This window comes from Streptococcus sp. HMSC065H07 (genome assembly GCF_001837325.1).
Classification (GTDB): Bacteria; Bacillota; Bacilli; order Lactobacillales; family Streptococcaceae; genus Streptococcus; species Streptococcus salivarius_H.
Window position 1 is genome coordinate 11,898 of record NZ_KV832029.1, and the last position, 14,869, is coordinate 26,766.

Sequence of the window (14,869 nt, forward strand, 5' to 3'; positions counted from 1 at the left end):
CCTTTTTCTATATACTCATCTAGCAACTCAGTCATAACATACAAAAGACTTGGACAAGAAATCCAAGTCTTTTTGTGTTAGTCATATAAAAATTTTATTCTTCAACCAAAGCAAGACCTGACTGTGCGTCTTCTTCGTTTGCCAATTTATAGCGATTCTTTTGACCTAAGTAGATACTCGCTGAATCCAATGAACTTTCTAAAGTAGGGTAATTCACATCCTCATTCGCTGTTTGGGAAGGTACAGGTCCTGAGATTAATAGTTCATCATCATTCTTGACATAAATCTGATATTCTCCAACCTCGCTAGTTTGAGCTAAAATCTCATTCAACAAGTCTGGGTCAAGCGTTTGAGCTACTCCATCAACCACTTGATTAGAGTCCTGCTTATGCTCCGACGAATCCACTACCTCGGTGATAACGATGTAGTCAGGAGTTTCCTCATCTGTAGTCTTAGATTCTTCAGTTTCTGGCTGTTTTTGTCCAGGTGTTTCTTGCTTCTTCGTATCCTGAGCTTGTCCATCATGATTCTTCAAGTCCTCATCACTAACGGTTTGAACCTTAGTCATATTGGCATCTAAATCAAGTTTAGGAGTTTCTTTGACGTCAGCCGAGGCCCCACTGGTACCCATAAACAGAGCCAGAGTCCCCAAAGTAGCAATCAAGCTGATTATTGCTTTGCCGATAAAACCATTATCTTTGTTCTTAATCATAAATCCCTCACTATTTATTTGGTTAGCTCTAACTGGCTAACAAGGCGTCCTATTTACTGCTGTAGGAGCAAAAGGTTGGTTGGCTGTTTGACCAACCTTTCACCCAGATAACAATCTTAGCATGCAACCCCCTTGATTTCAAGTGTTTCTTTAATTTTTAAGCATTTTAAATAAATGACAACTTCATGTCTTAAAATTGATGCTAATCTATTATCAGATTAGCTTTTTTACGTTATGCAAATGGTAATTTCTTTAAGTAGTACTTAGGGAAATAATAGTTGTTTTTTAGAAGGATTCTTCAGAAAGCACTTTTGCTGACTTATCTCCAAAAAAATTTTATCGGATAAGAAAATTTTGTCAAAACACTTTAAATGTAACTATAAAAAAGAATTCTTGAGACAGGAAGTCGAATTCTAAACATCCTAAAATAAGATTAGGAACTAGAATTCCTCTATTAGTCAAAAGAATGCCACAGCAAAAGGGTTTAAGGGTAATTTTATGGAATACCCCATAATAAATAACTAATCCTAAAGATGTACATCTCTCATTTAGATATCTATTTTTAAGGTGTTTACAACTTCTTTAAAAATAACTAACACACAAAAAATCATTACGAAAAGCCCTCTATTTCCCCATAAATAACTTTCCCCATATAGAAAATCTATCCTCCAAATTAAAAAAAATGTCCGTATTCTGGATACGTCATTGCTAGAAACTATGAAAAAACTCTTTATCTATCATCAACTTTGACGGAAAACTAGATCCCCTTTGGCACCCCTATGATGAAGTATTTACCGACCTAAACTCTCCGATAATTATGGAAATTGAAAAAAATAGTATATCCACTCCGTAAAAGACTAAAAATAACCTAACTTTATAACTATTTCACCAAATCTTCACCTTACTCAAAGCTCATTTGAAATAGTATTTTCTCATATGTAAGCGCTTCGTCCACATTTCTGTCACATGTAAGAAGAACTTCTCCACTTTTAAACCTTTTTTCCCTCAAAACCTAGATATTCCAAGGAAAATCCGTTACAATAGAGTACGGAAAGATAGGTAATTGTCAGCATCATTATTTTCGTATGAAAGGGAAATTCATGGCTTATATTCAAATGAAGCATAGCTATAAACGCTATAAAACCGGTGATCTGGAAATTATCGCAAACAACGACGTAAGCTTTGATATCGAAAAAGGGGAGCTTGTCGTTATTCTTGGTGCCTCTGGCGCTGGGAAATCAACTGTTCTTAACATCTTGGGTGGTATGGACACCAATGACGAAGGCCGCGTCATTATTGATGGTAAGGATATCTCTGAATACACAGCCAAAGAACTTACAACCTATCGTCGTGAGGACGTTGGCTTTGTGTTCCAATTTTACAACTTAGTTTCTAACCTTACGGCCAGGGAAAACGTCGAACTAGCATCTGAAATCGTTCCAAACGCTAAAGATGCTACTCAAACACTGGTCGAAGTCGGTTTGGGAGACCGCTTAGACAACTTCCCATCACAACTATCTGGTGGGGAGCAACAACGTGTCGCTATTGCACGCGCCGTTGCCAAAAATCCAAAGATTCTTCTTTGTGATGAACCAACAGGGGCTCTGGATTATCAAACAGGGAAACAAATCCTGACCCTCCTTCAAGAAATGGCTCGCAAACAGGGAACAACTGTTATTATCGTGACCCATAATGCTTCTCTAGCTCCAATTGCCGATCGTGTCATTCGAATGCACGATGCCAAGATTAAGAGTGTGGAACTTAATCTTAATCCACAAAAAATCGAGGACTTGGAATACTAGAAAGGAGCAACGTCATGAAAAAAACAACTTATTGGAAAGATGTTTGGCGAACCTTTATAGCTTCTAAAGGGCGTATGCTCTCTATTGCCTTACTTATGGCACTGGGATCCTTTGCCTTGATTGGTCTTAAAGTAACTTCTCCTAATATGAAGAAAACTGGGGAACACTTCTTCAAGACGCATCAAACAGCTGACTTGAGCTTAATCAGTACTTACAATATCAACCAAACCGATCAGGACCTTCTCAATACAATAAAAAAGAAGAATGTAGACATTGAGTATGGTTATTTCAAAGATGCTGTCGTCAAGGGAACGAATACGGCATTTCGTATCTTCTCTAAACCTAAGAAAATCTCCACTTACGACCTTATTGAAGGGAAACTTCCTACTAAGGACGGGGAAATCGCTCTTTCCTCAACTTATAAAGAAGAATATAGCGTCGGAGATAAGATTAACTTTTCTGAGCCAGTAGATAGCTCTGGGCAAAAACAGTTAAAGGAACAAACATATACCATTACGGGTTTTGTTAATTCCTCTGAACTTCTCTCTAGGAACCGTCTTGGTAATGCCAGTGCTGGTACGGGGAAACTAGATGGCTACGCCATTGTTCCAGAGACGGACTTCACCTCTAACGATTACATGATTGCCCGCATCCGCTACAAGGATTTGGAAAATGTTAGTCCTTTTAGTGAGGAATACGCAAATAAGATTTCTGAACGAAAGGCTGAACTTAAGAAACTCTTTAAAGATGAACCTGAGAAACGCCTAACTGAGATCAAGTCTCAGTCTCAAGCTCAAATTACTCAAGTTAAACAAGAACTTGAAACAGCCCTCGCACAGACCCAGCAAATGGCTACAAGCAACGCTGCTGAAGCTGCTAGTGTCAAAGAAGCTACTACCAAGATTGAAGCCAAGCAAAAAGAACTCGAAGAAAGTCAAGCAATGGTTGATAATTTACCAGCGCCTAGCTATCAATTCTACTCACGTCGAGAGATTCCGGGTTCCGAGGGATATGTTGCTTATGAAAGTAATATTAACATCATTCACGATGTGAGTAACATCTTCCCTGTCGCTCTCTACTTTATGGCAGCTTTGGTTACCTTTGTAACCATGGGACGCTTTGTTGAAGAAGAGCGTGGTAAGGCTGGGATTTTCAACGCCCTAGGCTACAGTAATTCGCGAATTATCCATAAATTCGTCATTTATGGTTTGATAACGAGTATTACTGGTACAACCGCAGGTGTTATTACCGGTCATACACTACTTCCGATTCTAATTCACAACACTTATAAGAGCGATTTGCAGCTTCCTGCTTTTGAATTGCACTTCTACTTAGGACTTACCCTTGTGGCCTTCCTCTTAGGTCTCTTATCTGCTGTGCTACCTGCCTTTGTGGTTGCCAAGAAAGAGCTCTGGGAAAAACCTTCCCAACTCCTCCTTCCAAAACCACCTCGAGCAGGAGCTAAGATTGTCCTAGAGCGCATCACACCGCTTTGGAAACGTCTCAGCTTTACGGAAAAAGTTACCATGCGTAATATTTTCCACTATAAGCAACGGATGTTTATGACCCTCTTTGGTGTCGCAGGTTCTATTGCACTTCTCTTCGCAGGTTTAGGAATTCGATCTTCTGTATCTAACCTTAACCAGCAACAGTTTGAAGACATCATTCACTATGATATGATTGTTGCCAAGCAACCAAATGCGTCAAGTGCTCTGGATGAGGAACTCACTAAACTCCTCGATAGCAAAGACGTCAAAGAATACTTGAGTGTCCATTTTGAAACCTTGCAAAAAATTGCCGGTACCAATAAGGACACCCAAGAAATCTCAACTCTTGTCTTTAACGACCGTGACGAAAAACTCATTGACAGTTACGTTAGCTTACATGACCGAGACCGTAATAAAACTCTCAGGCTATCTAATGACGGAGCAATTATCTCTGAAAAAATGGCAAAACTTCTAAACCTCAAGGTCGGAGATACCATTACTGTGCAAAACAGTCAGGATGAATCTGTCAAGATTAAGATAGCTGGTATCACTGAAATGTACATGGGGCATTTCCTCTTTATGAATGCTAGCTACTACCAAAAAGCTTTTGGTACACCTTCAGTGAACAATGCCAACCTTGTTACTCTCGCTGAACCAACTAAGCAAAATGTTGAAAATATGGCAGCCAAATTCATCAACTTGCCAAATGTTTACGGTGTTGTTCAAAACAACAACCTTAAACTGCAAATCAGCACTATGGTCAATTCATTGACACAGGTTATTGGTATTTTGATTACGGTTTCCATTCTCCTTGCTGTGGTTGTTCTCTATAACCTAACTAACATCAACGTTTCAGAACGTATCCACGAACTTTCAACCGTTAAGGTTCTTGGTTTCTACAATAATGAAGTATCCCTCTACATCTATCGTGAAACTATTTACCTGTCTATCATCGGTATCTTCGTAGGGTTTGGTCTTGGACAAGCACTCCACCAATATATGGTAAGCATCATTCCGCCAGATCGTATCATGTTTGATCCATCTATCGGTTTGGCTACCTACCTTCTACCAGCTGTTCTTATCGGCTTCATTCTTATTATCCTTGGCTTCGTTGTTAATAACCGCTTAGCCAAGCTTAATATGCTCGAAGCTCTAAGTTCAGTTGAATAAGCTAAAAACGCCTGAGAAGTAATTCTCAAGCGTTTTTTATATTCGATAAATTTATTTCGTTTTAGTCTTAGCCAACTCCAGACAGTAGGTCTTCACATGACAATGAGGACAAGTCAGTTTACGAGTCCTAGGAGTATGCCCTGCAAGAGCAAACTCTTTAAAACTAGGGTCAAAAGCCTTATGACAATTAGGACAGAGGTATTCGAACTGCTTTCTATAGTGAAACACCACTAAATTTGTGGCTATGATAAATGTGGGGCAGACAATAAACAAACCTCTCGGATCCTTAAAATAATAAATAACTATCAGTAGACCTATCAGATAAAGAAGGGAGATTAGAACGACACTCCCATACATTCTCAACTGCAAATTTCGCCATGATTTTTGATTTTCCATAAGACGTGAAATGTCTGACAAATCTTCTAGTGAAAGTTGACGCCACTTAGCAGTTTCTTTTTACAAGTGACGGGCACGTTTTAGTTTGACCTCTATTTCCTTCGAAGACTTTTCCAAGCTCTCGATTTGATCTGTCAACAAAAGCTCTAAAACCTGTTCCCTATTCTCCTCTTGCAAGAGTTTCTTGATTTGATTAATTGAGAAATCCAAATCTCTTAAGAAACAAATGACTTGCAGGCGTTCCAAGTCTGAGTCGTGATAGATTCTCCGACCACCTTCTGTGACTTCAGATGGCGTCAAAATACCACGTTGATCATAGTACTGGATAGTCCTAACAGACACCTCTGCTGCTTTAGCCAACTCTCCTGTTGAAAACTGCGACATCTCAGTCACCTCCTTTTAAGATTTTCTATCAAAGGAGGACCTTGGCCACCCTTGATACCTAGATTCTACCTTATAACGCTAGGTAATATGCAAGCCCTAACCCTAGAGGATTTTCTTTTCTTACAGAAAAAGTTAGCTATCACTCTTTACAACCTTTACAGCTTCTGTAAATCCCTAGTCGAAAAGGCCACCCAAACCTAAGGCAGCAAAAGGATTGTTACTGACTTCTTCCTGTTGCTCCAAAAGTTTAGCATTCTCATCTAATTCGAGAAACTTCTCGTAAATCTGTGCGGTCATACGAGCATCCTCCAAGCTGTTATGACCGTGTCCCTTGATTCCAAAGAAATCTGCCACACTTGTCAACTTGAGGTTAACAATACCGTTCAAATCAGAAGCACGACGGTCAAAGGCCTCATCGAAAACATCTAAAGCATATTGCTCTTCCAAGTCTAAACCATTTTCAGCTAGAATAGGCAAATCTGATTTAAGAGCATTGTAGCCAATAAGTGGAGTGTCACCAACAAATGATTTAAAATCCGCTAAAACAGACTCTAGCTTTGGTGCCTTGGCAATCTTATCCGCTGTAATTCCAGTCAAACCATTGATAAAGGATTGCAAAGGAACATCCGAATAGACGAAAGAATCAAACTGGTCCACTTCCTCATGCTGGTTCAGCTTAACAGCCGATACTTGGATAATATGGCTAACACCATCCACTGTGTTAAACTCCAAATCAAAGGCAATATAAGTTTCTAAATTTTCCATTTTAATCTCCTACAATAGTTAAAGCTGAGACTGAGTCCCAGCTTCTTTTTTATTTTCCAAATAGACGTCCAAAGAAACCTTTTTTAGAAGCTTCTTCTTGTTTGGTCTGGATTTCTTCCACTTGGGCCTTGGCTTCATCAACCTCAACCTTAGCCTCATCAAGTTCCAGCTTAAGCTCTTCCTTGTCCTTCATAGCAGTCAAGGTCAATTGCTGCTGTTGATCAATTTGCTTGTCCTTTTCGGCGATTTGAACGTCTTTGACACGCAATTGATCATCCATATTAGACAACTGCTCGTCCTTAGCCTTCAACTGAGCATAGAGACGGGCAATCTCAGAGTTTTTCTCGTCTACAAGAATCTCCAACAACTCACGTTGTTTTGTTTCTTCATCGATTGGCTCATCGTCAAAGATGGTTTTCTTGTAAATTTCCTCCAACTTAATTAAGCCACTGCGTTTAACGACAGTAACCCCTTTAGCATTTTTTTCTAGATCTTCTTCTGGAAGTTGTTTGACACGATTATTGACTGCTTGACGACTAACACCAAGGATTTCAGCAATCTCGCTGACTGTCTTTTCAATACTCATAATAGCCTCATTTTCTCTTGAAATGTCTTACTATGAGAATATCACAATCACTCCTTTCTGTCAATTTGACTAGTTATTCTGGATATCTGAAGGACTTTTTTCCTTTCACTCTTCAAACAATTTACTTGATAGGAAGCTAAGCTTTTGGTAAACTAGGTGTGGGTATAAATGTATATAGAGGGAAAGTCCTTGACTTAAACAATCGGTACTTCCAAATTGGGTTTGGTCGGTATCAGATCTGTTGTATCTAGGAATGGTGGGAACAATTCCACAAGGTTTGGGATTTTCATTCTTGCTCCAATTTTTGATGGTATTCGAGCAACCTTGGTTGCAAAACGACTTGATATTGAAGCATAAATCACATTATCTTCAACGGTTTGACTGTTGGAGTTTTTTTATTGTTACTTTACTCGCTTACTAAAGCCTCATATTGCCATCCGAGATTGAAAAAAGCCTTAAATTATGCCATAATAAACAAAAGCAAAATAGAAAGAATGAGTCCTATGAAAAACTTCCGTGATGATATTAAGGTCAATGATTTGGCCCAGCCCTTCTTAGAGCCAATCGTCGAACAAATGACCACTGTATTCGATTCTGAGATTGAGCTAGACATTTACAACCTTGGTTTGATTTATGAAATCACTGTCGATGAAAATGGCCACTGCTACTTCCTTATGACCTTTACTGATACTGGTTGTGGCTGTGAAGAGACTATGCCTTATGAAATCGCTGAAAAGCTAAAATCCATTGACGGTATTAACTCTGTCAAGGTGGAAACCACTTATTCACCGGTCTGGAAGATGACACGCATCAGTCGTTATGGACGTATCGCTCTTGGTATCTCACCTCGAGGCGGAAAATAAAAGGAAAACCGGTTGGACATTTCCAACCGGTTTTTTACTAGAGTAACAACAGACAAACCATTACTTGTCATCACACTGCCAACAACTGTCTTAGAAATTAATATCAAAAAATCACATCGAACAAATGTCCGGTGTGATTTTGTTTTATATCATATCATTAGGCTTTACCTGATTTATCCATGTTCCAGAAGTCGGTAACGGCACCACGTGACGCTGAAGAAACGATGTGAGCATATTTACCGAGGACACCACGGCTATAAAGTGGTGGCAACTCAGTTTCCGCTTTACGTTTCGCCAACTCTTCGTCTGAAACGTGCATCGTAATTTCTTTGGTATCTTGGTCAACTGTAACCATATCACCTGTACGGAGGTAGGCAATAGGTCCACCAACCTGAGCTTCAGGAGCAATGTGACCAACAACGAGTCCGTAAGTACCACCTGAGAAACGTCCATCTGTCAAGAGGGCAACCTTGTCCCCTTGACCTTTACCAACAATCATTGAAGACAATGACAACATTTCTGGCATACCAGGACCACCCTTAGGACCTACAAAACGTACAACAACTACGTCGCCATCAACGATTTCATCAGAAAGAACTGCTTCGATGGCATCTTCTTCTGAGTCAAATACTTTAGCGGGACCAGTGATGTTACGAACTTTAACCCCTGATACTTTGGCAACCGCACCTTCTGGAGCCAAGTTACCTTTCAAGATAATCAATGGACCATCAGCACGTTTAGGATTTTCAAGCGGCATGATGACTTTTTGACCTGGTGTCAAATCATCGAAGGCCTCCAAGTTTTCTGCAACAGTCTTACCAGTACATGTGATACGATCACCGTGAAGGAAACCATTCTTAAGAAGGTACTTCATAACGGCTGGTACACCACCAACATTGTAAAGATCTTGGAAGACATATTGACCTGAAGGTTTCAAGTCAGCCAAGTGAGGCACACGCTCTTGGAAATCGTTGAAATCTTCAAGTGTCAAATCAACGTTAGCTGCATGAGCAATAGCGAGCAAGTGAAGTGTCGCATTTGTTGAACCACCAAGTGCCATTGTGACAGTGATGGCATCTTCAAAGGCTTCACGTGTCAAGATATCTGATGGCTTAAGACCTAGTTCAAGCATCTTAACAACTGCACGACCTGCTTCTTCGATATCTGCTTTCTTCTCAGCTGATTCTGCAGGGTGAGATGATGATCCTGGAAGGCTCATCCCCATTACTTCAATCGCTGTCGCCATTGTGTTGGCAGTATACATACCACCACAACCACCAGGGCCAGGGCAGGCATTACATTCAAGATCTTTAACCTCTTCTGCGGTCATATCACCGTGGTTCCATTTACCGATACCTTCGAAAACAGAAACCAAGTCGATATCCTTACCGTTAAGGTTACCTGGTGCAATGGTACCACCATAAGCAAAAATCGCTGGAATATCCATGTTAGCAATGGCAATCATAGAACCAGGCATGTTCTTATCACAACCACCAATAGCAACAAAGGCATCGACGTTGTGACCACCCATAGCTGCTTCGATTGAGTCGGCAATGATATCACGAGATGTCAATGAGAAACGCATCCCTGGTGTCCCCATGGCAATACCATCTGCAACAGTAATCGTACCAAATTGAACTGGCCAAGCACCCGCGTCTTTAACACCTTCTTTGGCAATTTGACCAAAACCGTGCAAGTGGATATTACATGGTGTGTTCTCAGCCCAAGTTGAGATAACGCCAACAATAGGCTTTTCAAAACTATCATCCGTCATCCCAGTCGCACGAAGCATGGCACGGTTAGGCGATTTAACCATGCTATCGTAGACAGATGAACGGTGTTTCATGTTATTTTCAGACACGATATTTTCCTCCATAGTTAATAACTATTCTAATTTAAACTTCTACTCCTATTCTAACATAAATTGTCTAAAAAAACTGACCATTTACCAACTATTCTCCCTTTTTAAATTATGCTAAAATAAGGTCATGAAACATTTTGATACTATCGTTATTGGTGGGGGGCCTGCTGGCATGATGGCGACCATTGCCTCAGCCTTCTATGGCCAACAAACCCTCCTAATTGAAAAAAATAAACGTCTCGGAAAGAAGCTGGCTGGTACTGGCGGTGGACGTTGTAATGTTACTAACAACGGGACTTTAGACGATCTTCTAGCAGGCATTCCTGGTAATGGACGTTTCCTCTATAGCGTCTTTTCACAATTTGATAACCACGATATCATTGCTTTTTTCGAGGACAATGGTGTCAAACTCAAGGTTGAGGATCACGGGCGTGTCTTCCCTAAGACAGATAAATCACGGACCATCATCCAAGCTCTGGAAAATAAAATTCAGGAACTGGGTGCTAGTATCCTTACCAATACAGAAGTTGTCTCCGTCAAAAAAGTTGATGAGCAATTCCAAGTTAAGTCTTCAGACCAGACTTTTACCAGTGATAAACTCATCGTCACAACTGGAGGAAAATCCTACCCATCGACTGGTTCAACTGGTTTTGGACATGATATTGCCCGCCATTTTAAGCTCCATGTCACTGAACTTGAAGCTGCGGAAAGTCCACTCCTAACCGACTTTCCTCACAAGGCTTTGCAGGGAATTTCTCTTGACGATGTCACTCTGTCCTATGGAAAACACAAGATTACCCATGACCTTCTTTTCACCCATTTTGGCCTATCTGGACCAGCTGCTCTACGTCTTTCCAGCTTTGTCAAGGGTGGTGAAATCGCTCACCTGGACTTTCTTCCCAACCAAAGCCAAGAAAATCTCAAGACTTACTTTGAGAAAAACCGTGAGAAATCTGTCAAAAACACCCTCAAAGCGCTTGTGCCTGAGCGTGTCGCTGAATTCCTAGCAGAAGATAAGGCTGACAGCAAGGTTAAACAACTGCACCCCAAAGACTTGGAAAGCATTATTAGTCAGCTTAAGGATATGGAAATCCCAATCACAGGTAAAATGTCACTTGCCAAATCCTTTGTGACTAAAGGTGGCGTTGACCTTAAGGAAATTAATCCCAAGACCCTAGAAAGTAAAAAAATCCCTCACCTACACTTTGCAGGAGAGGTCCTTAATATCAATGCCCATACCGGTGGTTTTAACATCACTAGCGCCCTCTGTACTGGTTGGGTAGCAGGTATTCAAAGCCCTTGGGACTAAGGAGATTTTTCGAATAACTATACCTAAAAAGTGTCCCTTCTACAACAGAAGGGACACTTTGTCTATTTCTCAAAGGAGAGGAGGGGATTCGAACCCCCGAGCCCCGTTAAGGACTACACGCTTTCCAAGCGTGCGCACTCGGCCTCTATGCGACCTCTCCACAACAAACGATTAGCCTATTAATGGCTAATCGTTATTTTTAATCAAGTTTTCAAGAGTTAATCTTTAAACTGAGCCTCTACTCGATAGATGACCTGACCTTTTTCTGAGAACTTACGCTCGTATTCAGTCATGACGTTGCCTTCATAATCACTGGCATGAAGGTCCAACCAAACTTTGTTGAGAACCATTCCATACTGTGAAAAGCTCGCCAAACTGTATTCAAAAAGTCCACGATTGTCTGTCTTAAAGTGAATCTCTCCATTTTCAGGCAAAATTTGCTTATAAGTATCTAGGAAAGTCTTGTATGTCAAACGACGTTTCTCGTGGCGACTCTTAGGCCATGGATCTGAGAAATTCAGATACATCATATCCACTTCGCCATTTTCAAAATAATTGGTCAAGGCTGAACCATCCACGCGCAAGAGTTTGACATTTTCAGCACCCGAAGCCAAAACCTTATCCAAGGCATAGCTCAATACAGACAGCTGAATATCAATACCAATGTAGTTGATGTCAGGGTTTTGTTGGGCCATACCAGTAATGAAGGCCCCTTTACCAGATCCTACCTCGATATGGATAGGATTGTCATTACCAAAAAGCTCATGCCACTTACCTTTAGCAGCCTCCGGCTCAAGGATAACGTACTGAGGATGGTTAGCTAGGTGTTCCTCTGCACCTTTACGTTTTCTAACTCGCATGTCTACTTTCTAATATCTGTGCAAGGTCTCTCTGAATTTACGAAGTTCATAAATTTCTCGGTTGGCATGTTCCATATCACGACTATCAAAGAATTTTGAAATCTGTGTCAAATATGAAAACTGCCCATACCAATAAATCTTGTCCATCACAAGGTCGTTGTTCTTATAGCCATAGTATGACAACCACTGTGGCCAATGTGCCAATGGAATGTAATGGCTGAGGATCTGCGCCACATCATACATACGATCTGTTAGACGTACAGAATCCCAATCAACCAAATAAATCAATCCTGAGGTTGTGATGACAAAGTTACTATGACGAGCATCTCCGTGAACAATTGTTGCAATTTCCGCACGAAACTCTGGAAGATGACGTTTCAAATCTCTAACAACGTCTTGAAGGAAGCCATTTTCACGCAATTGGTAAGCGGCATTTTCCTCCCACTCGTGTAGAAGATCGAAAGGATTTTCAATATGATAATCCAACTGCAAGAGTTGATTAACCAAGTGTTTAGAGCGGTGCAAATTACCAAGAATTTGGATAATCTGTTTACTGTTCATGTCATGTTTGGTCAAAATACGACCATCAAGCCACTCCTGTGCACTCATCATGTCACCATTTCCCAGACGCTTAGCCCACAAGAGCTGTGGTGCAATCTGTTCCTTGGCAAGAGCTGCCAAGATTGGTGTTGTATTCATCTTCACAAAGACGCGATCTCCGTTTGGGTAAGTTCCCATATAGGCCTTACCACTATTTCCTTTGAGAGGAGTCAGGCTCAAATCTTTATCTGTTGATGTCACCTAGGCATCTCCTTTTTCTTTAGTCATTCGTTTCTATTTTAACTTATTTAATAGGTGTTAGTCAATCATCTTCTTAAGCTTGGCTGGTAGGTAAACAAGGCTCAGAACTAGCATCATTCCAACCAAAATCAGGCTAAACTTAAGGTCGAAGAGACAAATAGCCTGGACCAGAGTCAGCACAAGTACAATCTGAGTAATCAAGCGCTTAAGATTGCTCACCTGCATGTCTTTTCCAACTGGCATAAGGTTAGCCATTCTCTGATAAGCAAAGTGCGATTTAAGCGCCGTGAGCTGGAAGAGCAAAAGGTAGTCAAAAACAACCACAAGAACCATAGCCAGCCATTTTTCAGGAACCAAAAAGATAACTAAAAGCGTTAGGGCAAAAAGGCGTAGGCTAAGGGCAAAGTAATCTCCAGAACGCAAGAAGGCTCTTAGGTAAAGATTATACCAGGTATTTTCCTTGTCTTTCTTTGTACGTTTGAGAACACCATCCAAATAGGCACGACGTTTAACACTCGACGTAATCCCTTTAACATTGGTAAAGAGTGAAAAGAACTTCAAGATCGATTGTTGACGCTTATTTTCTCCTGCAATAGCTTCAGTCCAATTCAGTCCAGACTGCTTATAAAAAGGTTGAGCCTTTTTCTGGAAAATAACATACTTAAGAATAGCCATAGCCACAGCTACAAGGATAACTCCCCAAACTGGAAGTCTCAAGGCTAAAAAGAGAGGAATAACCAAAATAAAAATCAGGGTTTGTACTATTACCCAAAATCTAAAAGCACGTCCTGTTGCCTTCTTAACATGGTCTAGCACCTCTTCTTCCTTAACCAAAAGGTAGTGCTTGTCCGCAGGTTCTAGATAAGTCGCAATATTCCCCCAGAAAGGTAATAACAGACAAAGCATAAGCAAGCCAAGAATAATTGCCCACGGATTCTTTGGAAAATGTCGAAGCAACTGGCTATACTGAACCAAGACAAAACCTAGCAGAAAGAGAAGAACCAAGATAAAATGATCATTAAACACGTAGCGACTATACTTAGCACAGCGGGCATTGAATCGCTTGCTACGCTCCTTAAATAGCTTAGCTATCATGACAATTCTCCCTTAGTTAACTGCATGTAAATATCGTTAAGACTGGCACTATCGTCGCCAAAAGTCTGACGGAGCTCCTCGAGAGTTCCCTGTGCCAAGACCTGTCCATGATGCAAAATCACGAAGCGGTCACACATCTTCTCAGCTGAATCCAAAACGTGTGTAGACATGAGAATTGCCTTACCCTTAGCTTTTTCTTCAGCCAAAAGCTCAATTAAGTCTGAGATTGCCAAGGGGTCCAAGCCCAAGAAGGGTTCATCAACAATGAATAGACTTGGGTTCACAATAAAGGCACAGATAATCATGACCTTCTGCTTCATTCCCTTTGAAAACTGAGTCGGGAACCAATCTAATTTTTCATCTAAACGAAAGAGCTTGAGGTACTTGTCTGCACGTGCCATCCCCTCAGTCACATCAAGACCATAGGCCATCAACACCGTTTCCAAATGTTCACGAAGCGTCAACTCTTCATAGAGGCTTGGCGTTTCAGGGATGTAACCAATCCTCTGACGATAGCTGGCTGAATCTTGCTGAATGGTTAACCCATCGATGGCAATCTGTCCCCCATAGGGTGTTAAGAGACCAATAATCTCGTTAATTGTTGTTGATTTTCCAGCACCATTAAGACCGATGAGACCAACCAATTCACCATCAGCCACCTCAAAGGTCACATCTTTTAGGACGGGAATATTAGCGTAACCACCCGTCACCTTTTCTAATTTAAGCATTATCTTTTCTCTCTTTGGTATGATATAATCTATTATAACAAAAACTCATG

Annotated in this window: 12 protein-coding genes, 1 tRNA gene and 1 pseudogene; 4 read left to right on the forward strand and 10 right to left on the reverse strand. The window is 40.8% G+C overall.

Annotated features, from left to right (window positions below; genetic code table 11):
- Positions 1–94: 94 nt before the first annotated feature.
- Positions 95–712 (reverse strand): hypothetical protein, encoded by a 618-nt coding sequence (locus HMPREF2637_RS03865; RefSeq protein ID WP_037599168.1) that lies wholly within the window; start codon positions 710–712, stop codon positions 95–97.
- Positions 713–1,812: 1,100 nt separating this feature from the next.
- Here HMPREF2637_RS03865 and HMPREF2637_RS03870 point away from each other — a divergent pair.
- Positions 1,813–2,514 carry an ABC transporter ATP-binding protein gene (locus HMPREF2637_RS03870; protein WP_070839132.1) on the forward strand — a complete coding sequence of 234 codons (702 nt, stop codon included), beginning with the start codon at positions 1,813–1,815 and terminating at the stop codon, positions 2,512–2,514.
- A gap of 14 nt (positions 2,515–2,528) precedes the next feature.
- Positions 2,529–5,171, forward strand: coding sequence for an FtsX-like permease family protein (locus tag HMPREF2637_RS03875; RefSeq protein ID WP_070839135.1), 2,643 nt, complete (start codon positions 2,529–2,531; stop codon positions 5,169–5,171).
- 51 nt (positions 5,172–5,222) lie between these two features.
- On the opposite strand, the pseudogene HMPREF2637_RS03880 reads toward HMPREF2637_RS03875, so the two are convergent.
- The 3 genes and pseudogenes from HMPREF2637_RS03880 to HMPREF2637_RS03890 all read right to left on the reverse strand — a co-directional run bounded on the left by HMPREF2637_RS03880 (position 5,223) and on the right by HMPREF2637_RS03890 (position 7,302).
- Positions 5,223–5,951, reverse strand: a pseudogene (locus HMPREF2637_RS03880) (MerR family transcriptional regulator).
- Positions 5,952–6,125: 174 nt separating this feature from the next.
- Complete coding sequence (locus HMPREF2637_RS03885) at positions 6,126–6,716, reverse strand: 3'-5' exonuclease (RefSeq protein WP_002891650.1); 591 nt, start codon at positions 6,714–6,716, stop codon at positions 6,126–6,128.
- 49 nt (positions 6,717–6,765) lie between these two features.
- The gene (locus HMPREF2637_RS03890; protein WP_002884601.1) at positions 6,766–7,302 is read right to left on the reverse strand and encodes a DUF536 domain-containing protein; all 537 of its coding nucleotides are present in this window, start codon (positions 7,300–7,302) and stop codon (positions 6,766–6,768) included.
- Positions 7,303–7,805: 503 nt separating this feature from the next.
- Here HMPREF2637_RS03890 and HMPREF2637_RS03895 point away from each other — a divergent pair.
- Positions 7,806–8,165, forward strand: coding sequence for a metal-sulfur cluster assembly factor (locus HMPREF2637_RS03895; RefSeq protein ID WP_070839138.1), 360 nt, complete (start codon positions 7,806–7,808; stop codon positions 8,163–8,165).
- A gap of 157 nt (positions 8,166–8,322) precedes the next feature.
- Here HMPREF2637_RS03895 and ilvD read toward each other — a convergent pair whose 3' ends face one another.
- On the reverse strand, positions 8,323–10,041 hold the full coding sequence (gene ilvD, locus HMPREF2637_RS03900) for a dihydroxy-acid dehydratase (RefSeq protein ID WP_002891655.1): 1,719 nt from the start codon (positions 10,039–10,041) through the stop codon (positions 8,323–8,325).
- Between the two features lie 112 nt (positions 10,042–10,153).
- Between ilvD and HMPREF2637_RS03905 the strand changes: the two genes are divergently transcribed.
- Positions 10,154–11,335, forward strand: a complete 1,182-nt coding sequence (locus tag HMPREF2637_RS03905; RefSeq protein WP_070839141.1) for an aminoacetone oxidase — start codon at positions 10,154–10,156, stop codon at positions 11,333–11,335.
- A gap of 73 nt (positions 11,336–11,408) precedes the next feature.
- Here HMPREF2637_RS03905 and HMPREF2637_RS03910 read toward each other — a convergent pair.
- From HMPREF2637_RS03910 to HMPREF2637_RS03930, 5 genes are all read right to left on the reverse strand, one after another.
- Positions 11,409–11,495, reverse strand: a tRNA-Ser gene (locus tag HMPREF2637_RS03910).
- Between the two features lie 58 nt (positions 11,496–11,553).
- A complete protein-coding gene (trmB, locus tag HMPREF2637_RS03915; RefSeq protein WP_070839144.1) occupies positions 11,554–12,195 on the reverse strand; it encodes a tRNA (guanosine(46)-N7)-methyltransferase TrmB in 642 nt (213 codons plus the stop codon).
- A 9-nt stretch (positions 12,196–12,204) separates the two neighbouring features.
- Positions 12,205–12,996 (reverse strand): cell cycle regulator CcrZ, encoded by a 792-nt coding sequence (gene ccrZ / locus HMPREF2637_RS03920; RefSeq protein WP_002884270.1) that lies wholly within the window; start codon positions 12,994–12,996, stop codon positions 12,205–12,207.
- A gap of 57 nt (positions 12,997–13,053) precedes the next feature.
- Positions 13,054–14,091 (reverse strand): ABC transporter permease, encoded by a 1,038-nt coding sequence (locus HMPREF2637_RS03925; RefSeq protein ID WP_070839147.1) that lies wholly within the window; start codon positions 14,089–14,091, stop codon positions 13,054–13,056.
- Positions 14,088–14,819: an ABC transporter ATP-binding protein gene (locus HMPREF2637_RS03930; protein ID WP_064524284.1), complete on the reverse strand. Its 732-nt coding sequence runs from the start codon at positions 14,817–14,819 to the stop codon at positions 14,088–14,090. The genes HMPREF2637_RS03925 and HMPREF2637_RS03930 overlap by 4 nt, the downstream gene beginning before the upstream one ends.
- Positions 14,820–14,869: the final 50 nt, after the last annotated feature.